The sequence below is a fragment of the Flagellimonas sp. ABD4_174 genome, assembly GCF_056160185.1.
This window is the reverse complement of record NZ_JBSWWP010000001.1, coordinates 528,250-550,741: the sequence shown is the minus strand read 5'-3', so window position 1 is coordinate 550,741 and position 22,492 is coordinate 528,250. Positions and strand designations below refer to the sequence as shown.

The following is a 22,492-nucleotide window of genomic DNA, read 5'->3' as shown; positions in this document are numbered from 1 at the left end:
ATTATTCTGACGGTCTTAAAACGAGGCTTCTGGCAGCATTTGCAATCAGACCAATACTTAGCCAATAGCTACTGAGCACAACGATTCCCGAATAAGCAAAGGCTGTCTTGAACTTGGAGATGGCAATCATGGTATCGGAGAACATAAAACATAGTACCGCTACTGCGATCCAACCAAATTCCTTCCCCTTATGTTTTAAATAAAGACCTATTCCCTGCCATGCCATAGTGCAGATTACCAAAATATAAATCGCGACCGGAACCAAAAAATCGCCAAGTCCCGGCCACAGCCAATAAAAAATTAGCCCCCCAGTACCTAAAAACAGTACTAACGAACTCAAATTGCGCTGAAATCCATTTATATGTACAAATCCCCAAATAAATAGCAGGTGTGCCACCAAAAAAGAGGCAAGGCCGAACACAAAGTATTCCGGAAACAGTAAGACTATATCGCCCAACAAGCAAAAGGACAAAGCTAGAACAACAATTTTTCTAAATATGGACCAGTTTGCTTTTGGAATACAGACCAGTAATGCTATCACCAAAATCGTAGTAAGCGGCTTTAACAATCGATATACCGATAGATATTCCAAATATTCCATAACCATGGCCATAACACCACTGATTATGATCAGTAGATTTATAATTACAGTGGATTTCCTAGGTTTTGCTACCACACCTTATACGGTTTTTTGCTTAGTTGTGAATTATAATACTTGATCCTACCTGTGACTTCCTCTCCTAACCATTCCGGTCTTTCAAAACGTTCCTCTTCATGCTTAAGTTCCACTTCTGCCAATACAAGGCCCTTGTTCTCGCCCAAAAACTCGTCAACTTCAAATATTTGATCACCAAAAGGCACTTCGAACCGTATTTTTTCCAAAATCCCAGATTCGCACAGGTCTATTAGATTTGTAGCTTCGGCTACTGAAATTTCGGTTTCCCATTCAAAACGGGTGGTTCCCGATGCGTTGCTAGCTCCTTTAACGGTCAAAAAACCTTTTTCTCCTTTTATTCGAACCCTAACAGTTCTATCCGGATCCGTATTCAAAAAGCCCTGTACAATCCGGTTTTGGGAGATAGCTTTCTCTTTATACCCATCCGACTTTACTAAAAATTTTCGTTCTATTTCCAAATGTTCCATCAAACTAAATATACCCTAAATTTGAAAATGGACTTTAATTTTCCCCTAAGAAAAATAATTCATGTGGATATGGATGCATTTTATGCTTCCGTTGAACAGCATGATAACCCTGAACTCAAGGGGAAGCCTATTGCCGTGGGCGGAGGGTCCAAACGAGGAGTAGTTTCGGCTGCAAGCTACGAAGCCCGTAAATTTGGGGTGCGTAGTGCCATGGCCGGCGCCATTGCCCGTAGAAATTGCCCAAACCTCATTTTTGTAAAGCCCCGTTTTGATCGCTACAAGGAAGTTTCCATGCAGATCCGCAGTATTTTTTTTGAATATACCGACTTGGTGGAACCCCTGTCGCTGGACGAGGCCTATCTGGACGTAACAGAGAACAAAAAGGGAAATCCCTCTGCCACTTTGATCGCCAAAGAAATACGCCAAAAAATTCTTGACAAAACTGGTTTAACAGCATCGGCCGGAATATCCATAAACAAATTTATCGCCAAAGTGGCAAGCGATTACAACAAACCCAATGGACAAAAAACAGTGAATCCGGAGGAAGTAATCGAATTCTTGGAAAACTTGGATATTCGTAAATTCTATGGAGTGGGCAAAGTTACCGCCGAAAAAATGTACCGCCTTGGCATTTTTACTGGATCGGACCTAAAATCAAAATCGTTAGAGTTTTTAGAGCAGCACTTCGGAAAAAGTGGAGCGCATTATTACAAAGTGGTCCGGGGCATTCATTTAAGCAGTGTAAAACCACATCGAACTCCAAAGTCGGTAGGTGCCGAACGTACTTTTTTTGAAAATTTAAGCAGTGAGATTTTTATGCTGGAAAAATTAGAGAATATTGCCACTGAGCTGGAAAGAAGGCTACAAAAATCCAAAATAGCCGGAAAAACAATTACTTTAAAAATCAAGTACAGCGACTTTACCCTGCAAACACGCAGCAAAACACTGCCCTACTATATTGGCAGCAAGGATTTGATCCTGGATACCGCCAAGGAACTTTTGTACCAGTCTCCTTTGGAAAACTCCGTTCGGTTACTGGGTATTTCACTCGCCAACCTCAACACGGAAAAAGAAAAACAAAGCACGGAAAAAGAATCCGTGCTCGTTCAACTCAAATTTGATTTTTAAAAAAGAGAAGCTGTCTAAAAATACTTTTAAGTTGTCCGTCATTCCGAACTAGTTTCGGAATCTCATCATGAAATTCTAAAAGGGTTATGAGAACCTGAAACAAGTTCAGGTTGACGTAAAAAGCTTCTTGGACAGCCCTCTACAATTTAGTTTTTTATATCGGTTTCCATTGGCTTTACCGCAGGCTTTATGGGGTTGCCATCGGCGTCTATTTCTATGATGTTATCAAAACCGAGTTCATCCAATTTTGTAATGATCTCAGCTCTATCACCAACCATGAACCAATTCACTTTTTCGGGCTGCACTACCTGGTTGCTCACCTTTCTAACATCGTCCACGGAAAGGTTTCTCACGTTTTGATCGTATTTTTGATAATAATCGTCCGGTAAATTATACCTGACCAAGTTTCTTACCGAGCTGTTCACGGAACTATTGGTTTCCCACTGTCCAGGGAGTTTCAAAACTTGGTTGGTCTTTACTTTTTCCAGCTCTTCGCTAGTTGCCGGTCTGGTCGATGTAAACTCAGAGATCTCTTTTCTGATCTCGGTAACGGACTCTGCCGTTTTATCGGTTTGAACCGGAGCATATACAATAAACGGCCGTGCTTCTTTGGAACCCATAACAAATCCTCCGGCGCCGTAGGACCAATGCTTGTCCTCCCTTAAATTCATATTGATTCGCGATGTAAAATCTCCTCCAAGAATACTTACCATTTGCTCCAAAGCGATTTCGGAGACATCACCATATTTTTCGGTAAGATGACCGGCCAAGATCACGGATTGTTGGGATTCGGGACGATTCATTAAATACAATGTATTCTTGGAATTGGTTTTTGGCGTATTAAATGCAATTGTGGGAACAGTACCGCTCTTCCATTTGCCCAATTTCTTTTCCAACTTGGATTTGAACTCTCCCATCTCTACATCTCCCGTAACGATCAAGGTGGCATTATTGGGCTTAAACCATGTATTGTAAAAATCTACCACGTCTTCCCGTGTCAATTTTGATACGGTATCCTCGTATCCAGTTCCCGTATAGGGACTGCTGTACGGGTGGTCCTCTCCATAAAGGTACTTGTTCATTACACGAAGTGCCATGGTTATGGGTTGGGATTTTTCTTGTTTTATATTGTTTATTTGTTCTTTTTGAAGTCGTTCAAATTCCTTCTCTGGAAATACAGGGTTAAGGACCACATCCAAAAACAGATCCAAACTTGCATCCAAGCTTGGTTTAAGGGTGCTCATATAAACATTGGATTCATCCTGACTGGAAAATGTGTTCAAGGAAGCCCCCAACAACTGAAGCTGTTCGTTTATTTCCAAAGAAGTTTTGTCCTTGGTTCCTTCATCCATCAAGTTCATGGCCAACATTGCCGTTCCTGGACTGGCCAAATAATCCGTTTTGTAACCGGCATCGGCGACCAAATTGATTACCACGGTCGGAACGCCTTTGCGCTGTGCAAGTACCACATTGAGTCCATTGGAAAGTTGCGCGCGCTGGAGATCTGGAAATTTTGAACTTTTCGGCGCACCAAGTTCCGGCAATTTACTTCTGTCCACGGACGATTGCACAATATCGTACTCTGGAAATGGGTTACAGACCAAAATGTGTTTTCCTTTGGAAAGCCATTTTTGGGCCGTTTTTCTCAAATCTTCCGCAGTGGCATCTTCAACAAATTTCAATTGGGTTTTGTAGTAGGAAGCATCCCCATGATAGGTTTGATTGGAAGCCAAAATATCGGAAACGCCCCCAAAACCACCTATACGTTCCAACCCTTTAATAAAGTTGGCAAAGTAGTTTGCTTTAACTCTTTTGAGTTCTTCTTCGGTAGGTCCTTCTTTAATAAATTTTTCGATTTCAGCTTCAAGTTCCCTCTCCAATTTGGATGGGTCTTCACCCTGCTTTACGTTTAACCAAGTAATAAACTGGCTCGCAATTTCGCTGGAGGCTTGGAAAGACACTGCTGCACTTGCAGATTGGTCCTTATAGATAAACTTTTGGTACAATCGTGAATTCTTCCCATTGCTAAGAATAGCGGAAATCAAATCAAAATGGAGGTCCTCCTTAACACCAAATGGCGGTGTATTCCATGCAAAGAGCACTCTTGTTTCGGGAACACGATCTTCGTATACCTGACGAGAATCAAAAATCTTATTGGGAATATTGATTTCTTGTCGTTCCACCGTGGGTCCGGAAGGGATATCTCCAAAATACTTGATTACCTTCTGATGCACTTCCTCGGCATCCACATCCCCTGCCACAGCAACAACGGCATTGGCCGCACCATAGTAGGATTTAAACCATTCCTGCACATCTTCCAAGGAAGCTGCGTTCAAATCTTCCATTTCTCCAATAACCGTCCAGGAATACGGATGACCTTTAGGGTACATGGCCTTGGTCAAATAATCCCACTGCATACCGTAAGGCTGATTTTCACCTTGCCGCTTCTCGTTCTGTACCACTCCTCGTTGCTCGTCGAGTTTTGCTTGATCAATAGCTCCCAATAAGTGGCCCATTCTATCGGACTCCAAAAACAGTACTTGATCTAATGCGGATACAGGTACATTCTGAAAATAGTTGGTGCGATCGTTATTGGTTGTTCCGTTAAGATCGGTTCCCCCGATACTCTCCAAGGCTTGAAAATAGTCGGTATTGTAATTTTCGCTCCCGTTGAACATTAAGTGCTCGAACAAATGGGCAAAACCACTTTTTCCTGGTTTTTCATTCTTCGACCCAACATGATACCAAACGTTGACCGCCGCAATAGGTGCTTTGTGGTCCTCGTAGACCAAAAGGGTAAGTCCATTGCTCAATGTGTACTTTTTGTAATCGATGTTAATGTCATCGGCTTTAAATTGAAATCCTTGGCCAAATCCAACGGCAAAGGACAAAAGCCCGATAAAACAGGCTAGAAGTAATTTTTTCATCTTGATAGTGTTTTAATTGTTTTGATTGATAATACTAGTTGCAACAAGATAGGAAATTGTTTCCAACAAACACTATTCTAGGCGATTAACCTATAGGCGAAAAATAATTTTCTTGAAGATACGTTCTTTTAACCGTTAGTGTCCATAGGTATAAAGGTGTACTTGACGGGGTTTAATTGCCCGACCCAATATTTCTTTATTACTTTGTACCAACAGCCCCCACTTTAAACACTATTACACCATTTTTCTATGCAGCGAAGCGAATTGCACGAACATATCATAACTTCGGCGGGCAACCTTTTTTATTCGCAAGGTTACAATTCTACCGGCATCAACGAGATCATATCAAAATGTGGCATTGCAAAAGCGACGCTTTACAGTCATTTTAAATCCAAAGAGGATATTTGCAAGGCGTATTTAAAACAACGGCACAACGCTTTTATTGCTCGGTTAAAAAACTATGTTGAGCAAAGGAATACGGGCCGACCAAAGCTGCTGGCCATTTTTGACCTGCTACGCGATATGTATCTGGATGAGGATTTTCAGGGTTGTTGGGGCATTAAAACACTTGGAGAACTTTCACCGGACCAAACGACCATCTTGGCCGTAATCCAGCAACAAAAAAAAGAGCTGCTATTGTATTTGGGTGAAATTGTTGGCGACAATATCTCCAACTTGTCCAAGGCGGAAACCGAAAAAATCTCGGGAGGCATTTATATGCTATACGAAAGTGCCGTAACGGAGAGCCATCTATTTAAAAACGATTGGCCCATTTTTATGGCAAGGAGCATTGCCCCGGCGCTTTTTAAGGATACTGAGCTTATTTAAACGCAAAAAATGTCAGTTCGAGCGCAGTCAAGAACACGTTATGCTGTCAATGGACAAAACATATTGGCTACGCTCGTTGTGACATTCTCCTATCAAAAATAATAGGATTTGTTAGGTTGTAGTCGCTATTATGCGCCTACCGTCTCCAAAGGCTGGGCCTCAGGGAAATCTACAGGTACTTTAGTTGTACTGTGTATATAGTTGGATATGGTTTTATCACCTACCAACACAATAGTGTCGATCAAGTTTTCTTTGGTCCATCCTGCCGCAAAGAAATTATCCACTACTTGGGCATCTGTTGCACCTCTGTTCTCGGTAATATTTTGGGCCAAACGTGCCAAAGCGTCCAATTTTTCATCAAAAGATGCCTTGCCCGCTCTTAATTCAAGGATTTGCTCGTCGGTAAAACCGTTCATTTTACCAATGGCAGTGTGAGCGGACAAACAGTAAACACAATTGTTTACTTGACTAACTGCCAAATTCACCACTTCTTTCTCTTTGGCTTTCAAAGAGGTCTTCGCATTGGAAAGTGCTAAATAATTGCCCAATGCATTTTCTGAGTGGGCATAGGTCGCGAAAAGGTTCGGAACAAAGCCTACTGCTTTCTCCAAGTTGTCAAAAATGGCCTGATTGGCCGTGCTTACTTCTTCTCTCTTAGGTACATTGATTGTGCTCATAATTGTAAATTTTAAAATGAATTTTATAAAAGGATTAATAGGTCTGTACAAAGGGTTTTTCTACATCACAGTAAAAATCGTGATGGTACTTTTGCTCACAGTGTTCTGAAGCTCTTACAGTTTGCACCGCGGTTTTTGGTGTTGTTCTAAAAATCTCGATGAGATTAAAAATTGATTTTTCCGTGATATTCATCTCTTGTCTGTTTTTTAATTACAGTGCAAAGATGCTTCGGAAAGGAGGGTGGGTGTTAGGAGCAATTTCCCGACGGCTTGACGATTTTTCCCTTAGGCTACCAAAAGCAGGTTTTCGCGGTATTCGGAAGGGGTCATCTGGGTCATTTTTTTAAAGAAACGACTAAAGTGGGCCGGGTCGTTAAAACCAAGTTCGTACGCTATTTCCTGATTTTGCTTATCGGTAAAGTTGATAAGTCTTTTGGCTTCCAACGCAATTCTATCCAAAATAATCTGTTGGGGCGACTTTTGGTTGTAAATCGAGAATAGGTTGGAGAGGGTTTTGGGAGATTTGTACAACAGTTCGGCATACTCGCTCACTTTTCGCTTTGTTTTGTAATGCATGTCCACCAAAAAATTGAATCTTCTGATGGTATCGATTTGGTCATTCCCCAAAGTTTTTACGATCAACTGTTCTTTCGCCAATCGCGTACTCATAATTATCAACCTTTTAAGCAGCATTTGGAGCATATCTCCCTGAATATTGTCCGGAGTCGAAAATTCTTCGATGAACATATCGTGCAATAGGTTGAACTTGTTCAATTGTTCTTTGCCAATAGTTATTACCGGTATATCCTGAGTGCCAAAAAACAAAATTCCATTACAGGAAACCTCGCTATCATGATCAGAAATACAATAAAACTCCCGGTTAAAAAGAATCCCTGTTATAGGCAATTGGGCCTTGCTATAAGAAACGTGTTGTAGATAGGTTACCGTAATAATTTGGTTTGGCAACAGTTCCAGGTCCAGTCCATCAATTTGAATGGTCAAGGGACTGCCATTTCTGTTCCACAAAAATTTTATGGTCTTGGAAGTTTCGGAAAAATATCTTTCCTCTTTTTTAATATCATCCGTAAACCCTAATATAGCACCTAACCTGGAATCTTTGTATTCGTGTTTCATTGATCAATTACTTCTATACCCGCTATTTAGTCCCATTTAGTGGTTCATACTTACATCACAGTGGCACCTAAGGCCACTAAAATAAAAAGGTGTGCTCTGCAGAGCACACCTTTTTATTTTTGGTATATAACTTCTTTCTAGAAATTACATGTCTCGATTTCGGTTACCCGTAGGGTATTTACCATTCCCTTTTCCTTGATCGGCATTGCAGCCAAACTCACCAACATGTCCCCAACTTCCAAAAATCCTTTTTTACAGGCAATTTGGTTAACGTCTTCGATGGTTTGATCCGTGGAAACGAACTTATCATAATAAAAAGCTTTAACGCCCCAGAGAAGATTAAGCTGGGTCAAAATCCTTTTGTTCGATGTAAATACGAGAATATGTGCCGCTGGTCGCCATGCCGAAATCTGGAATGCGGTATATCCGCTGTTGGTCAAGGTGGATATGGCTTTTGCCGATATCTCGTTGGCCATTAAAGCGGCGTGATAACAAACTGATTTGGTGATGTACCTTTTGGTACGGATATGTGGTGGATTTTGAGGTACCTTGATCAAATTGGACCCTTCTACGCTCGTGACAATGCTCGACATTTTCTCAATTACTTGGACAGGATAGTTGCCTACCGATGTTTCTCCAGAAAGCATTACGGCATCGGCACCGTCCATAACGGAGTTGGCCACATCGTTTACTTCGGCGCGGGTAGGTGTTAAACTAGTGATCATGGTTTCCATCATCTGGGTGGCAATGATCACGGGGATTCTACCCTTTTTGGCACTTAATACCAGTTGTTTTTGAATCAGTGGAACCTCTTGTGCCGGCACCTCCACACCCAAATCGCCACGGGCCACCATAAGACCGTCGGATGCTTTTACGATTTCCTCGATGTTTTCCAGTGCTTCTGGTTTTTCAATTTTTGAGATTACAGGAATTTTATGCTCGGTGTGCTCCTTGATCAAATTATGAAGATCGTATATGTCCTGGGCATGACGAACAAATGAGAGTGCGATCCAATCTACTTCTTGACCGATGGCAAAAATGGCATCTTTGATGTCTTTCTTGGTCAATGCCGGTAAAGAAATATTGGTATTGGGGAGGTTGACTCCTTTTTTGGATTTTAGCGGCCCGCCCTGTATTACTTTGGCTACCACTTCGTTTTCTCCATTGGTGGACTTTACCTCGAATATAAGTTTACCATCGTCCAGAAGAATTCGCTCTCCGGCCTTTACATCTTTTGGGAAGTTCTGGTAATTCATGTAAACTCGTTCTGCCGTTCCCTCGAAAGGTTCTCCGGTTACAAAAGTTACTTCATCGCCCGGAGAAACTATGGCCTCTCCTCCCATTACGCCCACTCTTAGTTTGGGCCCTTGTAAATCGGCAAGTATGGCGGTGTTAATTTCCAACTCTTCGTTAAGTTCCCTGATTATTTTGATCCTCTCAGCTACATCTTCATAAGCGGCGTGGGAAAAGTTTATCCTGAAAACATCTACTCCGGCCAATATCATTTCCCTTAGGGTTTCCTTTTTATTGGTAGCTGGCCCGAGGGTTGCTACAATTTTCGTTTTCTTAGTAGTTGGCATTGTTAAAAGATTAAATTTCTTTTTGATTTCAAATTTTGCGTGTCCAATGGATATGCTGTGATAACCTTGGATATCTTATTTATGAACTTGATTTTTTTGGAATATAGACCTTCGTTCTCAGCATCTACCTTCAAAAAATAATCCACTTCCTTCTTTTCTTTGATCAAATGATCGGTCCGCGTGGTTACATTGTTCTCGAACAAACCCAAAGAAGGTGTTTCCTCCCTTACTTCACATTTATTGGAGATCAGGGTCCAGTATACATCGTTCAGTTCATCGTCCCAATCGAACAGCGAGAACGACATGTGACCATCGAGACATAGGTCTTTCTTCATGCGTTTTAATTTGAGTCCGCAAGCGGAATTTATTGCATATGTAATGGCGTAGTCCTCCAAATTGCTGTGTATGGCAATAAGGGAAAAATTGTCGTCATATAAATCTGCAGATATCCTGTGCGTTGTCAAATTTCCCATAACACGAACCGTAAATATAAGGCTTAATCTTAATGCATGTCCAGTTTTCTACAGGACAATACTTCTATTAAGTAAACGAAAACGTTAGAGTTAACTATTATTTAAAGTTACTGGTTTTCAATCTTGCTCTGCAGAGCGAAATATGCTCGTTTTGAGGCTTTTTCCTCTGCTTTTTTCTTGGAGGTGGCCCGTGCTTTTGCCAACATTCTATCACCAATGGTAAGTTTTACGGCAAAATGTTTTAACTCGTCGTTTCCTGTGTCCTCGTATACGTGATAATTGAATGTCTTTTTTTCTTTTTGGCACCATTCTATCACCAAACTCTTATAGCTGATCACTTTACCCTCGAGCTGTTCAATATCCACATAGGGCTCTATTACTCTTTCATTTATGAATTTTTCACAATACATGTAGCCTTTATCCAAGTAAATCGCACCCACAAGTGCTTCAAAGACATTACCATGAATATTCTCCCCAAAATGTGCTTTCGGAATCCTACTTTCCACAAAATCCAGCAATCCAAGGTCTTTACCAAGCTCGTTCAGGTGCTTACGGCTCACTACCTTGGAACGCATTTTGGTGAGATATCCCTCGTCCCCTTCCGGTACTTGGTTGTACAAATGTTTTGAAATGATGGTCCCCAGCATTGAATCTCCCAAAAATTCGAGGCGCTCGTAGTTTACAGGATTCCCTTTTTCGTCCTTTTTGTTCATGGACCTATGAAGGAACGCTGTTTTATAGAGCTCCAAGTTTTTGGGCTTGAAACCAAGGATCCTTTTCATACCCAAAAAAAAATCCCCATCCGAGTCAGGATGGGAATTGAATATTTTGGAAGTGAGTTTCATGTTACAAAACTACCCTATTTTTTTAAATAAAATACAAGCATTGTGTCCTCCAAATCCAAAGGTGTTGCTCATGGCGACCTTTACTTCGCGCTCTTGTGCCTTGTTCAAGGTCAAGTTGAGCGATGGATCTATCTGATCATCCACTTCACTGTGGTTTATGGTCGGTGGCACCAAATTATGCTCCATGGCCAAAATGGAGGCAATGGCCTCAATGGCTCCTGCCGCTCCCAACAAATGGCCAGTCATGGATTTGGTTGAATTAATGTTGATGTTTTTGGCGTGATCACCAAATACCTTGCTAATGGCCTTTAATTCGGCAACATCACCAAGTGGGGTTGAGGTACCATGTGTATTTATGGCATCTACATCTTCTGGTTTAAGCCCAGCGTTTTGCAAACAGTTTTCCATTACCTTTACCACTCCAATACCTTCTGGGTGTGGAGCCGTCATGTGGTGGGCATCACTGGAAAGACCTCCACCCAAAACTTCGGCATATATTTTAGCCCCCCTTGCTTTGGCGTGCTCATATTCTTCCAATATTAGCGCACCTGCTCCTTCTCCCAGTACAAAACCATCTCTTGTGGCATCAAAAGGTCGAGAAGCGGTTTCGGGGCTTTCGTTTCGGGTAGATAGTGCATGCATGGCATTAAATCCGCCCATACCTGCAATAGTTACAGCGGCTTCGCTACCACCGGTCACAATAACATCGCAATGACCCAATCTAATGTAGTTGAGCGCATCGATCATGGCATTGGCCGAAGAGGCACATGCAGAGACAGTGGTATAGTTTGGTCCCATAAATCCATGTTTAATGGATATGTTCCCAGGTGCTATATCCGCAATCATTTTTGGAATAAAGAACGGATTAAAACGTGGTGTTCCATCGCCATTGGCATAGCTGATCACCTCGTTCTGAAAAGTTTCCAAACCTCCGATTCCCGCACCCCATACTACACCAACCCTAAACTTGTCCACAACGTCCAAGTCTATTCCAGAGTCTGCTATGGCCTCATCCGATGAAACCAGGGCATATTGGGCAAACCTATCTAGTTTTCTAGCTTCCTTCCTATCAAAAAAATCCGAAGGATCGTACCCTTTAAGCTCGCAAGCAAACTTTGTTTTAAATTTTTCGGTATCGAAGTATGTAATGGGGGCAGAACCGCTTTTTCCGGTTCGTAGTCCTTCCCAATAAGCTTCCAAATTATTACCAATGGGCGTTAACGCTCCCATTCCGGTAACCACAACTCGCTTTAACTGCATTGAACTATTTTTTTACCCTTTAGACGTAAATTATAAAAAAAATTATCCATGTGACAACAATCACATGGATAATTTATAATCTTTAGCGATATATCATATAATTACTTAGCTTCTTCTATATAGCTAATGGCCTGACCTACAGTGGCGATGTTTTCTGCTTGGTCATCTGGTATCTGAATATCAAATTCTTTCTCAAACTCCATGATAAGTTCAACAGTGTCCAAGGAATCCGCTCCTAAGTCGTTGGTAAAGCTAGCTTCTGCAACTACTTCATTTTCATCTACACCTAGTTTATCAACGATGATAGCCTTTACTCTTGATGCAATGTCTGACATAATTATTGTGGTTTTAAAAATTTAAATCGTTGGCAAAAATATAAAACTTTGGATTAAATACACTATTTGACGATAAAATGTGATTCAAATTAAACATCTTACATTAGTGTATCTTACTTTAGCCGACGTAATTTAGTCCAAAAACACATGAATTCCTAACGAATGAAACGAATTGTAATCTTTGCATCGGGCAGTGGGTCCAATGCAGAAAATATCATATCCTTTTTTCGCAAAGACCCTGCGATCACGGTTGCGGCGGTACTTACCAATAAAAATTCGGCAAAAGTACTGGAGCGCTGCGACCGCCTCGGCGTGCCCGCTTTTTATTTTAACGGGCCAGCTTTTAAGGATTCCAGTGCCATAGTGGATCTTTTACACGGCCTACAGACGGATCTTGTGGTACTAGCCGGCTTTCTTTGGAAAATACCAGAAAACCTTATTGAGGCGTATCCAAATAAAATCGTAAACATACATCCTGCCCTTTTGCCCGATTATGGCGGAAAGGGCATGTACGGCGACAGGGTACACAAGGCCGTTAAAGACAACAATGAGAGCGAAACCGGCATAACCATACATTACGTCAACGAAAATTACGACGAAGGTGCCATCATATTTCAGACCAAGACCATGATCGAACCCACGGACACCCCAGAAACCATAGCTCAAAAGGTACACCAGTTGGAATACGAGCATTTCCCTAAAGTGATCAAAAAACTACTTTCCTAATGGCCAAGAAAAAAAAGTTTTATGTGGTTTGGAAAGGAAAACATCCCGGAATTTTCGAGTCGTGGGCCGATTGTAAGGCGCAAATAGATGGCATTAAAGGAGCACAATACAAATCCTTTGCTACGTTCGAAGAGGCCAAAAAAGCCTACAACGGCAATTATGCGGATTTCAAGGGTAAATCCAAGGGCAAAAGCGAACTTACTCCAGAGGAACTGCTTAAAATCGGGGACCCCAATTATAATTCTATAGCGGTGGATGCGGCCTCCAGCGGCAACCCAGGAAAAATGGAATACCGAGGTGTGGATACCAAAAGTAAAAGAGTCCTTTTTCACCAAGGCCCTTTTGAACAGGGAACTAGTAATGTAGGTGAGTTTTTGGCGTTGGTCCATGGTTTGGCCTTTTTAAAACAACAAAAAAGTGAACGTATCCTCTATTCCGATTCCAGAATTGCAATTGGGTGGGTAAGAAAGAAAAAATGTGGAACCAAACTGAACAAAACCGAGAAAAATGCACAGCTTTTTGAGCTTATTGCACGTGCCGAAGAATGGCTCAAAAAAAATCGGTTCAACACCCCAATAGTTAAATGGGAGACCAAGGCCTGGGGGGAAATACCTGCTGATTTTGGCAGAAAATAGAAAGCAGATACCAGTAATATTAGACGGCACGCCTTTATTAAGTTTTCGCTTGAACTTGAGTTTAATCCCTCATTTATTCTCTGTTTTTCTTAAATCCTTTGTTAATGATTCCAATATGGAATATCAAACCGTATATTTGCAGCAAAATTTAGGTAATGGGCAAATTACTGATCGTGGGGACCATGGCCTTCGACGCTATTGAAACACCGTTCGGAAAAACAGGAAGAATATTGGGAGGTGCCGGCACATTTATAGGTTTGGCAGCATCACAATACAAAATAGACTCCGCAATTGTTTCTGTCGTCGGAGACGACTTTCCACAGTCCTACATGGACATTTTTATAAACAAGGACATCGACCTATCCGGTGTTGAAGTGGTAAAAGGAGGCAAAACTTTTTTCTGGGAAGGAAAATACCATAACGACCTAAACTCTCGAGATACCTTGGCCACAGAACTAAATACTCTGGCCGATTTTAATCCCGTAGTACCGAGCAACTTTACCGACGCGGACATAGTAATGCTCGGCAATCTTCACCCCAACATCCAGCTAAGTGTAATCAATCAAATGGAAAAACGACCAAAACTCATAGTTTTGGATACCATGAACTTTTGGATGGACAATAGTTGGGACGATTTGATGAAGGTAATCTCTGAAATAGATGTTATCACTATTAATGATGAAGAAGCCAGACAAATGACCGAGGAATATTCCTTGGTGAAAGCGGCCGAAAAAATTCAAAAGATGGGGCCTAAATACGTCGTCATTAAAAAAGGGGAGCATGGAGCACTTTTGTTCCACAAGGAAAATATTTTCTTTGCACCAGCACTACCGTTGGAAGAGGTATTTGATCCTACCGGTGCTGGCGACACTTTCGCCGGTGGATTTGTGGGGTACTTGACAGAGGTAGGCAACATATCATTCGAAAGTATGAAGAACGCCATTATACATGGCTCCAATTTAGCATCGTTCTGTGTGGAGAAATTTGGCACCGAGCGCATGGTGGATTTACATAAAAGCGAGGTAAATGCCCGCTTACAACAGTTTAAGGAACTGACACAGTTCAATATTGAATTAACCTAAATGCGTGCCCTGAAATTTTCGGGGCTTTTTTTATTTGATTTGCTATGAGTGATCCTATTAAGCACGAATGCGGAATATCGTTGATCCGTTTGCTTAAACCCTTGGAGTACTATAAAGAAAAGTACGGTACAGCTTTTTATGGTGTAAACAAGATGTACTTAATGATGGAAAAGCAGCATAATCGCGGACAGGATGGCGCCGGTTTTGCAAGCATTAAAATGGATATGGAGCCTGGGGAAAGATATATGAGCCGGGTAAGATCGGCACAGCAGCAGCCCATCCAGGATATTTTTGCCCAGATCAACAACCGTATCAATACGGCACTGACCGAAAACCCAGAGTTTGAAGATGATGTATCGTGGCAAAAAAAGAACATCCCGTACATTGGGGAACTTTTGATGGGACACGTTAGGTATGGCACCTTTGGAAAAAACAGTATCGAGAGCGTACACCCGTTTCTGAGACAGAACAACTGGATGCACAGAAACCTTATTGTGGCCGGCAACTTTAACATGACCAATGTTGACGAGCTTTTTGGCAACTTGGTGGCCTTGGGTCAGCACCCCAAAGAAAAAGCCGATACCGTTACCGTAATGGAAAAAATCGGCCATTTTTTGGATGACGCCGTGGCAAAATTGTACAAGGAGGTCAAAAAAGAAGGGTACTCCAAAAGAGAGGCCTCTCCACTTATTGCCGAACGCTTGAACGTTGCCAAAATACTACGAAAGGCTTCCAAAAACTGGGACGGCGGTTACGCCATGAGCGGATTGATGGGGCATGGCGATGCTTTTGTAATGCGCGACCCGGCAGGAATCCGACCGGCATACTATTATCAGGATGATGAAGTTGTGGTCGTAGCATCCGAACGCCCCGTGATCCAGACCGTGTTCAATGTAAATTTTGATGATGTAAAAGAGCTAGATCCGGGCCATGCGGTAATCATTAAGAAAAATGGCTCCATGGCGTTAAAACGTATTTTGGAACCTACCGAGCGAAAAGCCTGCTCTTTTGAACGCATCTATTTCTCCAGAGGGAGTGATAAAGAAATCTATCAGGAAAGAAAAAAATTGGGGAAACTTGTTTTTCCAGAAATTTTGAAGTCCATCGACAACGATTTGGAGAATACCGTCTTCTCTTACATTCCGAATACTGCGGAAACTTCGTTCTTTGGAATGGTAAAGGAGGCTCAAAACTACCTCAACAAGAAAAAAGAAGAACAAATTCTGGCCTTGGGGCCGAACATGACAGGCGAGGAGCTTCATAAAATATTGAACATTCGTCCGCGAATAGAAAAAGTGGCCATCAAAGATGCCAAGTTAAGAACCTTTATCACCCAAGATAGCAGCAGGGATGATCTGGTGGCCCACGTTTACGATATTTCCTATGGCTCCGTAAAGCCCACGGACAATCTGGTAATTATAGATGATAGCATTGTTCGCGGTACTACCTTAAAACGTAGTATTTTAAAAATACTGGACCGTTTGTCTCCCAAGAAAATAGTGGTTGTGTCCTCTGCACCACAGATCCGCTATCCGGACTGTTATGGTATCGATATGGCAAAATTGGAAGATTTTGTTGCCTTTAAGGCAGCTTTGGCTTTGCACGAGGAACATGGCACTACCCACTTGATCAAAGAGATTTATGAGAAGTGCCTTACCCAGACCGAAGCTTCAGACAAAAATGTGATAAACTACGTGAAGGAATTTTATGCACCATTCTCGGCAAAACAAATTTCCAAGAAGATCGGGGAAATTCTAAGTCCTGAAGGAATAAATGCAGAGGTAGAGATTATTTATCAAACCATTGAAGGTTTGCATAGCGCCTGTCCCAAAAACTTGGGCGATTGGTATTTTACAGGAAATTATCCCACCCCGGGCGGTAATAAGGTGGTCAACAAGGCGTTTATCAACTTTTTTGAAGGAAAAAACGAAAGAGCTTATTAATCAACCACATAGAAAAAGAGCGCAATCTGTGCGCTTTATCGATGAAACTAGCAGTATAGCGGGTTTTTATACGAACAGAAACCCACAACCCTACTTTAGTACTTGCCATAGCATAAGTAGGTTAAGTTCATGGTAAGATTTGGGGCAAAAAAGGTGGATAAACTCCACCTTTTTTATTTTCTGCAACTTTGCCCATATTTCACTTTCTCCTTTGTTTTCTTGACATTTATCAATAATCGAGCCCTGTTGAACATTTCAACCAATTAAAGAGGGTTTCATCTAAAAGCTTGGGTTCAAAATCAACTCTTGACTTACATTTGGAGGACCATAGCATAAGTAGGTTAAGTTCATGGTAAGATTTGGGGAAAGAAGCCGGAGCATGCTCCGGCTTCTTTATGTTTGACTACCAAGGTTTTAACAATTTTATCGATGAACTGCACATTTTATTTTTACTTCCAAAAGCAAAATATTTTTTAAAACCCTTTGTTATTTTACACAATACCAGTATTTTAGTCGTGCCATAGCATAAGTAGGTTAAGTTTATGGTAAGATTTGGGACGAAAAGGGTGAGGACTTCCTCGCCCTTTTCTATTTTGGAAAAAACAGAAACAAAAAAGCCGTTCACTTTTGTGAACGGCTTTTTAATTGTATTAATTTCTGCTCTTACTTGTTGGCAGCGTAATTTTCTGCAACCTTATCCCAATTGATTACATTAAAAAATGCATCGATGTATTCTGGTCGCTTGTTCTGATAGTTCAAATAATATGCATGCTCCCAAACGTCCAATCCTAAAATTGGTTGTGCTTCGCAAGTTACTCCGGGCATTAGCGGATTATCTTGGTTTGGTGTTGAGCAAACTTCCAACTTGCCACCTTTGTGCACACACAACCAAGCCCAGCCCGACCCAAATTGGGTAGCGGCAGCGGCCGAGAATTTTTCTTTAAAAGCATCGAAAGAACCAAAAGCATCATCTATGGCAGAAGCCAATTCACCAGATGGAGCTCCTCCACCGTTTGGGGACATTACTTCCCAAAAAAGACTGTGGTTAAAAAATCCGCCACCATTGTTTCTGACCGCGGCATTGGACATGTCCAAATTGGACAAAATGTCCTCTATTCCTTTTCCGTCCATATCTGTTCCTTCGATGGCAGCATTCAACTTAGTGGTGTAGCCATTGTGGTGCTTGGTATGGTGGATTTCCATGGTCCTTGCATCTATATGGGGTTCCAATGCATCGTATGCATACGGTAACTTAGGTAGTTCAAAAGCCATAATATTCTGTTTTTTTAGGTTATTACTTTATTTAGGTAAAAATACAAGTTTTAACATTTATATTCCGCTAAAACCATGTTAACATCAAGCTGGGAATCCTTATTTTGCAAGAAAAATACACTTGGACGGCTCCAATTTTAAAATATACAGTGCATCTGCAGGTTCGGGCAAAACATATGCCCTTGCCAAAACCTACCTAAAATTATTGCTTTCCAACGATTCCGCCATAAAATTCCGTCAAATCTTGGCCATTACCTTTACCAATAAGGCAGTTGACGAAATGAAATCCAGGATTTTGGACAATCTTTTTGCTTTTGGACAAGATGTTGTACCAGAAAAACAGAACGGTCTGTTCTGGGCCATTTGCAACGAACTTTCCCTGTCCGAACAACAATTACGGCATAGGTCGCAACTCATTTTAAAGCGTATTCTCCACAACTACTCTTTTTTTGAGATTTCCACCATAGATAAGTTTAACCATAAGATCATAAAGACCTTTGCAAGAGACCTTCATCTATCACAAAATTTTGAAGTGGAACTCAACACGGACGTCCTATTGGAAGAAGCTGTTGGCAGATTATTAGAGCGCGCCGGGAACGACGAGAACCTTACAGAGGTCTTGATTTCCTTTTCGCTCAAAAAAATTGATGATGATAAAAGTTGGGACATTACCTACGATTTAATGGAAATTGGAAAGCTGCTGTTTCAAGAAAACCATGCCGAACATGTGGAACCATTGCGTGAAAAATCGATCAATGATTTTAAGGAAATCCAAAAACGGATAGCAACTGAGAGCAAGGCCATCGAGGAAAAAGTAAAACAGCTCGCTCAAAATGTGCTGCACGAGATCGATAATCAAGGGTTTGATCCTTCTGATTTTCCCAGACAAACCTTGCCCAATCATTTTAAAAGAATAACCCAGGGTGAATTTAATCCCGGTAAAATATATACCAGTAAAACCTTGCAGCCCAATCTGGTTGAAGGAAAATTACTCAAAGCAAACGACAAAAGGGATGTCACCAATTTGGCCATTATTGTTTTACAACATTATTTGGAACTAAAACAACTCATCTATCGGCGCAGTTTTCTCCAAAACATTTATGGCAACATAGTGCCTATGACGGTCCTGAACGAAATCGCCAAGGAAATCAAGAACATCGAACTAGATCGTGACATTGTTCCCATTGCATCACTGAACGCAATTCTCTCCAAAGAAATCAAAAACCAACCTGTACCTTTTATTTATGAGCGGATGGGCGAAAAATACCGCCATTATTTTATAGATGAGTTCCAGGATACCTCCAAAATGCAATGGGAAAATCTGGTGCCGTTAATTGGCAATGCCCTGGAGAGTGAAGATGAAAAACAAGAACGGGGATCCCTTTTTTTGGTGGGCGATGTAAAACAGGCCATTTACCGCTGGCGAGGCGGCAGGGCGGAACAGTTCCTGAACCTGATCAATGGAAAATCGCACCCTTTTGTGGTGGAACCAAGTGTTCGTTCGTTGGATACGAATTGGCGCAGTTTTGACGAAATCGTCAACTTTAACAATAGCTTTTTTACAGAAACGGCTCCTGTGCTTGCCAATGAAGATTATCGAAACCTCTTTTTGAACGACTCTCATCAAAAAACGAACAACAAGCCCGGTGGCTACGTTCAAATAAGCTTTTTGGACAAGGACGAGAAGGACAAAGATTACGTTTATTGTAATGAGACCTTAAAATATATTCAACACATTATTTCGGAAAAATATGCTTATTCCGACATCTGTGTGCTGGTCCGCGATAACAAAAAGGGCATGTTGTTAGCGGATTATTTGGCGCAACACAAAATCCCTATTATTTCTTCGGATGCTCTATTATTGGCAAATAATGAAAAAGTGAGGTTTTTGATATCCGTACTTCGAATTTTTGAAAACCTAAAAGACCGGGAAGCAGCATACCATATATTAAGGTATCTCTCCCCTGATCAAAATAGTGCCCACGAGTTTATTTCCGGACATTTGGAAAATATAGCGCCATTCTTGGCCTCCCAATATAGTTTTAACCTTGTAGATTTAAAGGGACAACCCGTACTCACCATATTGGAAACCGCAATTGTGCATTTTGAGCTTTACCAAGGTTCCGTTGCGCACATTTCTTTTTTAATGGACGAGGTGCTCGATCTCGAAAAAAGGGAAGGACCCAGCGTGTATGCCTTTCTTAACTATTGGGAAATAAAAAAAGAATCCCTGTCCATAGCTGCTCCAGATGGGGTCGATGCGGTAAAAATAATGACGATTCACAAAGCCAAAGGACTAGAATTTCCTTTTGTGATTTTTCCATTTGCCAGTGCGGCATTGATCAAAAGGGACAAAAAGTCGTGGGTTGCCGCCACTCCTCAAGAAGACAAGATAGGCCTGAATGAGTTTCTTTTGAACACCAAAAGCGATATGCTGGAGTACAACCCCGCAACACAAGCAAAGTATTTGGAAGTCGAACAAAAGTCCTTGTTGGATGCAATGAATGTCCTTTATGTGGCCCTTACCCGCCCCGTAAAAGGATTGTTCGTAATTACAGAATCCGGCAAAAAAGAAATTGCTACTATCGAAGATGCATCCTCTTATCCAGATCTTTTTCAATGGTATGTTCAGCAAAAAAACCTATCTGAATCCGAGAAAGGTGTTTTTGCCATTGGTACATTTCCTGTAAACAATGAATCTTCTTCGACTTTAGAGTCAACCGAAAACTATATCCCATACCTTACGCGGCCCAAAGAAGATACTGGCTTTGCCATTTCCACCAAATCTGGCCACATGTGGGACGATGAGCGTTTGGAAGCCATAGAAATGGGAAATGTGATACACTTTGTTCTAAGCAAAATCGAAACAGCAAAAGATATTGACCCGATTTTGGAACAGCTGGAAATCGAGGGGCATTTTCCCAAAGGAGCAACTGTTGACATCAAACAAAAAATAATGGCGGTGGTCAACCACCCAAAGTTAAAAGAACTGTTCCTGGAAAACCATCAAATTTTAAACGAACAGGAAATTCTAACCACAGATGGAAGATCATTACGCCCGGACAGAATTGTACTGGATGGCAATAATGCCTGCGTTATCGACTACAAAACCGGCAAACCATCTCTCAAGCACAAAGAGCAGATTGCCAACTACGCAGATGTGTTGAGAGATATGGGCTATAACATCAAAGAATCTGTTATTGTTTATATTGACCAAGAAATAGACCCTATTTTTGTATAAAGCTAAATAAAGATATGTACGGAAAAATTAAAGAACATTTGACCAAAGAGCTGGAAGAAATCAAAGAAGCTGGCCTTTTTAAAAAAGAACGCATCATAACATCACCTCAAGGTGCTGTCATAAAAATTTCCACTGGTGAAGAGGTCATTAATTTTTGTGCGAACAACTATTTGGGGCTATCCTCCCACCCAGATGTGATCCAAGCCGCCAAAGATGCGATGGACACCCACGGCTTTGGAATGTCCTCGGTACGTTTTATTTGCGGAACACAGGACATCCACAAAGAATTGGAAAAGAAAATTGCCGATTTCTACGGTACCGAGGATACCATATTATATGCCGCCGCTTTTGATGCCAATGGAGGTGTTTTTGAACCCCTGCTCACGGCTGAGGATGCCATTATCTCCGATTCCTTGAACCATGCCTCCATTATAGACGGTGTTCGTTTATGCAAGGCAAAAAGATATCGATACGCCAATAATGATATGGCCGATCTAGAGGTACAACTAAAACAGAGCAAAGCAGATGGAGCCCGTTTTAAGATTATAGTCACCGATGGGGTTTTCTCCATGGACGGTCTAGTGGCCCCATTGGATAAAATTTGCGACCTCGCCGATAAATATGATGCCATGGTAATGATAGATGAATGCCACGCCGCTGGGTTCATTGGTGAAACAGGTCGGGGTACCTTGGAAGAAAAAGGCGTTATGGACCGAATTGATATTATAACAGGTACTTTGGGCAAAGCCCTAGGTGGTGCCATGGGCGGTTATACCACAGGAAAAAAAGAAATCATTGAACTCCTGCGCCAGCGTTCCAGACCCTATCTGTTCTCCAATTCCCTGGCACCTGCCATCGTTGGAGCCTCCATTAAGGTTTTTGACATGTTGGACAAGGACACCACATTGCGCGATAAACTTCAGAGCAACACAGAATATTTTAAAAAAGGCATGAAGGAAGCCGGCTTTGACATTATCGACGGGGATTCCGCCATAGTGCCAGTTATGCTCTACGACGCCAAGCTCTCACAGAATATGGCTGACATGCTGTTGGATGAGGGCATATATGTAATTGGATTCTTCTATCCCGTAGTTCCCAAAGGCAAGGCAAGAATACGCGTACAACTATCGGCTGCTCACGAAAAAGTACATTTGGACCATGCCATAAAAGCATTTTCCAAGGTGGGAAAATCGTTAAAGGTCATCTAAATTCGACGAAATGCAATAAATCTTCTGGCAAATGAGTCAAAAAAAAAGAAATTTA

Annotated in this window: 20 protein-coding genes; 8 read left to right on the top strand and 12 right to left on the bottom strand. The window is 41.6% G+C overall.

The window, feature by feature from the left end; genetic code table 11:
* Position 1: 1 nt before the first annotated feature.
* Together ACXAFK_RS02430 and ACXAFK_RS02425 are read right to left on the bottom strand one after the other, a co-directional pair.
* Positions 2-676: a lysoplasmalogenase gene (locus tag ACXAFK_RS02430; protein ID WP_293298372.1), complete on the bottom strand. Its 675-nt coding sequence runs from the start codon at positions 674-676 to the stop codon at positions 2-4.
* Complete coding sequence (locus ACXAFK_RS02425) at positions 670-1,143, bottom strand: CYTH domain-containing protein (RefSeq protein ID WP_474956683.1); 474 nt, start codon at positions 1,141-1,143, stop codon at positions 670-672. The genes ACXAFK_RS02430 and ACXAFK_RS02425 overlap by 7 nt, the downstream gene beginning before the upstream one ends.
* A 27-nt stretch (positions 1,144-1,170) precedes the next feature.
* Here ACXAFK_RS02425 and dinB point away from each other — a divergent pair, with 27 nt between their 5' ends.
* Positions 1,171-2,271, top strand: coding sequence for a DNA polymerase IV (gene dinB, locus ACXAFK_RS02420; RefSeq protein ID WP_474956682.1), 1,101 nt, complete (start codon positions 1,171-1,173; stop codon positions 2,269-2,271).
* Between the two features lie 146 nt (positions 2,272-2,417).
* Here the strand turns inward: dinB and ACXAFK_RS02415 are convergent, their stop codons facing one another.
* Entirely contained in the window at positions 2,418-5,198 is a 2,781-nt protein-coding gene (locus tag ACXAFK_RS02415) for a M16 family metallopeptidase (RefSeq protein ID WP_474956681.1), read from the bottom strand.
* A gap of 249 nt (positions 5,199-5,447) precedes the next feature.
* Here ACXAFK_RS02415 and ACXAFK_RS02410 point away from each other — a divergent pair, with 249 nt between their 5' ends.
* Positions 5,448-6,026, top strand: coding sequence for a TetR/AcrR family transcriptional regulator (locus ACXAFK_RS02410; protein ID WP_474956680.1), 579 nt, complete (start codon positions 5,448-5,450; stop codon positions 6,024-6,026).
* 128 nt (positions 6,027-6,154) lie between these two features.
* Here the strand turns inward: ACXAFK_RS02410 and ACXAFK_RS02405 are convergent, their stop codons facing one another.
* The 8 genes from ACXAFK_RS02405 to ACXAFK_RS02370 form a co-directional block, all read right to left on the bottom strand.
* Positions 6,155-6,703 carry a carboxymuconolactone decarboxylase family protein gene (locus tag ACXAFK_RS02405; protein WP_474956679.1) on the bottom strand — a complete coding sequence of 183 codons (549 nt, stop codon included), beginning with the start codon at positions 6,701-6,703 and terminating at the stop codon, positions 6,155-6,157.
* Between the two features lie 34 nt (positions 6,704-6,737).
* The gene (locus ACXAFK_RS02400; RefSeq protein ID WP_252080869.1) at positions 6,738-6,896 is read right to left on the bottom strand and encodes a hypothetical protein; all 159 of its coding nucleotides are present in this window, start codon (positions 6,894-6,896) and stop codon (positions 6,738-6,740) included.
* A 92-nt stretch (positions 6,897-6,988) separates the two neighbouring features.
* On the bottom strand, positions 6,989-7,837 hold the full coding sequence (locus ACXAFK_RS02395) for a helix-turn-helix domain-containing protein (RefSeq protein ID WP_474956678.1): 849 nt from the start codon (positions 7,835-7,837) through the stop codon (positions 6,989-6,991).
* 137 nt (positions 7,838-7,974) lie between these two features.
* Complete coding sequence (gene pyk / locus ACXAFK_RS02390) at positions 7,975-9,417, bottom strand: pyruvate kinase (protein WP_474956677.1); 1,443 nt, start codon at positions 9,415-9,417, stop codon at positions 7,975-7,977.
* Between the two features lie 2 nt (positions 9,418-9,419).
* Positions 9,420-9,890: an IPExxxVDY family protein gene (locus tag ACXAFK_RS02385; protein WP_474956676.1), complete on the bottom strand. Its 471-nt coding sequence runs from the start codon at positions 9,888-9,890 to the stop codon at positions 9,420-9,422.
* 107 nt (positions 9,891-9,997) lie between these two features.
* Positions 9,998-10,735, bottom strand: coding sequence for a ribonuclease III (rnc, locus tag ACXAFK_RS02380; RefSeq protein WP_252080870.1), 738 nt, complete (start codon positions 10,733-10,735; stop codon positions 9,998-10,000).
* A gap of 9 nt (positions 10,736-10,744) precedes the next feature.
* Positions 10,745-11,995: a beta-ketoacyl-ACP synthase II gene (gene fabF, locus ACXAFK_RS02375; RefSeq protein WP_224836093.1), complete on the bottom strand. Its 1,251-nt coding sequence runs from the start codon at positions 11,993-11,995 to the stop codon at positions 10,745-10,747.
* A gap of 101 nt (positions 11,996-12,096) precedes the next feature.
* A complete protein-coding gene (locus ACXAFK_RS02370; RefSeq protein ID WP_009778413.1) occupies positions 12,097-12,330 on the bottom strand; it encodes an acyl carrier protein in 234 nt (77 codons plus the stop codon).
* Positions 12,331-12,492: 162 nt separating this feature from the next.
* Here ACXAFK_RS02370 and purN point away from each other — a divergent pair, with 162 nt between their 5' ends.
* The 4 genes from purN (at position 12,493) to ACXAFK_RS02350 (ending at position 16,716) form a co-directional block, all read left to right on the top strand.
* Positions 12,493-13,056 (top strand): phosphoribosylglycinamide formyltransferase, encoded by a 564-nt coding sequence (purN, locus tag ACXAFK_RS02365; RefSeq protein ID WP_474956675.1) that lies wholly within the window; start codon positions 12,493-12,495, stop codon positions 13,054-13,056.
* Positions 13,056-13,691, top strand: coding sequence for a ribonuclease H1 domain-containing protein (locus ACXAFK_RS02360; protein WP_224836091.1), 636 nt, complete (start codon positions 13,056-13,058; stop codon positions 13,689-13,691). Before purN ends, ACXAFK_RS02360 begins: the two co-directional genes overlap by 1 nt.
* 155 nt (positions 13,692-13,846) lie before the next feature.
* The gene (locus ACXAFK_RS02355) at positions 13,847-14,773 is read left to right on the top strand and encodes a PfkB family carbohydrate kinase (protein WP_224836090.1); all 927 of its coding nucleotides are present in this window, start codon (positions 13,847-13,849) and stop codon (positions 14,771-14,773) included.
* A 44-nt stretch (positions 14,774-14,817) separates the two neighbouring features.
* A complete protein-coding gene (locus ACXAFK_RS02350) occupies positions 14,818-16,716 on the top strand; it encodes an amidophosphoribosyltransferase (RefSeq protein ID WP_474956674.1) in 1,899 nt (632 codons plus the stop codon).
* Positions 16,717-17,379: 663 nt separating this feature from the next.
* Here the strand turns inward: ACXAFK_RS02350 and ACXAFK_RS02345 are convergent.
* Entirely contained in the window at positions 17,380-17,988 is a 609-nt protein-coding gene (locus ACXAFK_RS02345) for a superoxide dismutase (RefSeq protein WP_224836070.1), read from the bottom strand.
* A gap of 121 nt (positions 17,989-18,109) precedes the next feature.
* On the opposite strand from ACXAFK_RS02345, the gene ACXAFK_RS02340 reads away from it, so the two are divergent.
* Both ACXAFK_RS02340 and kbl read left to right on the top strand, forming a co-directional pair.
* Positions 18,110-21,229: a UvrD-helicase domain-containing protein gene (locus ACXAFK_RS02340; RefSeq protein WP_474956673.1), complete on the top strand. Its 3,120-nt coding sequence runs from the start codon at positions 18,110-18,112 to the stop codon at positions 21,227-21,229.
* 14 nt (positions 21,230-21,243) lie between these two features.
* Positions 21,244-22,437, top strand: a complete 1,194-nt coding sequence (kbl, locus tag ACXAFK_RS02335) for a glycine C-acetyltransferase (protein ID WP_474956672.1) — start codon at positions 21,244-21,246, stop codon at positions 22,435-22,437.
* Positions 22,438-22,492: the final 55 nt, after the last annotated feature.

Excerpts from the sequence above, each read along its gene's own strand:
- ACXAFK_RS02385 (WP_474956676.1), bottom strand. The coding sequence starts at position 9,890 with ATGGGAAATTTGACAACGCACAGGATATCTGCAGATTTATATGACGAC.
- ACXAFK_RS02345 (WP_224836070.1), bottom strand. The coding sequence starts at position 17,988 with ATGGCTTTTGAACTACCTAAGTTACCGTATGCATACGATGCATTGGAA.
- ACXAFK_RS02395 (WP_474956678.1), bottom strand. The coding sequence starts at position 7,837 with ATGAAACACGAATACAAAGATTCCAGGTTAGGTGCTATATTAGGGTTT.
- ACXAFK_RS02370 (WP_009778413.1), bottom strand. The coding sequence starts at position 12,330 with ATGTCAGACATTGCATCAAGAGTAAAGGCTATCATCGTTGATAAACTA.
- fabF (WP_224836093.1), bottom strand. The coding sequence starts at position 11,995 with ATGCAGTTAAAGCGAGTTGTGGTTACCGGAATGGGAGCGTTAACGCCC.
- purN (WP_474956675.1), top strand. The coding sequence starts at position 12,493 with ATGAAACGAATTGTAATCTTTGCATCGGGCAGTGGGTCCAATGCAGAA.
- kbl (WP_474956672.1), top strand. The coding sequence starts at position 21,244 with ATGTACGGAAAAATTAAAGAACATTTGACCAAAGAGCTGGAAGAAATC.
- ACXAFK_RS02355 (WP_224836090.1), top strand. The coding sequence starts at position 13,847 with ATGGGCAAATTACTGATCGTGGGGACCATGGCCTTCGACGCTATTGAA.
- ACXAFK_RS02425 (WP_474956683.1), bottom strand. The coding sequence starts at position 1,143 with ATGGAACATTTGGAAATAGAACGAAAATTTTTAGTAAAGTCGGATGGG.
- rnc (WP_252080870.1), bottom strand. The coding sequence starts at position 10,735 with ATGAAACTCACTTCCAAAATATTCAATTCCCATCCTGACTCGGATGGG.
- dinB (WP_474956682.1), top strand. The coding sequence starts at position 1,171 with ATGGACTTTAATTTTCCCCTAAGAAAAATAATTCATGTGGATATGGAT.
- ACXAFK_RS02350 (WP_474956674.1), top strand. The coding sequence starts at position 14,818 with ATGAGTGATCCTATTAAGCACGAATGCGGAATATCGTTGATCCGTTTG.
- ACXAFK_RS02415 (WP_474956681.1), bottom strand. The coding sequence starts at position 5,198 with ATGAAAAAATTACTTCTAGCCTGTTTTATCGGGCTTTTGTCCTTTGCC.
- ACXAFK_RS02410 (WP_474956680.1), top strand. The coding sequence starts at position 5,448 with ATGCAGCGAAGCGAATTGCACGAACATATCATAACTTCGGCGGGCAAC.
- pyk (WP_474956677.1), bottom strand. The coding sequence starts at position 9,417 with ATGCCAACTACTAAGAAAACGAAAATTGTAGCAACCCTCGGGCCAGCT.
- ACXAFK_RS02360 (WP_224836091.1), top strand. The coding sequence starts at position 13,056 with ATGGCCAAGAAAAAAAAGTTTTATGTGGTTTGGAAAGGAAAACATCCC.
- ACXAFK_RS02405 (WP_474956679.1), bottom strand. The coding sequence starts at position 6,703 with ATGAGCACAATCAATGTACCTAAGAGAGAAGAAGTAAGCACGGCCAAT.
- ACXAFK_RS02400 (WP_252080869.1), bottom strand. The coding sequence starts at position 6,896 with ATGAATATCACGGAAAAATCAATTTTTAATCTCATCGAGATTTTTAGA.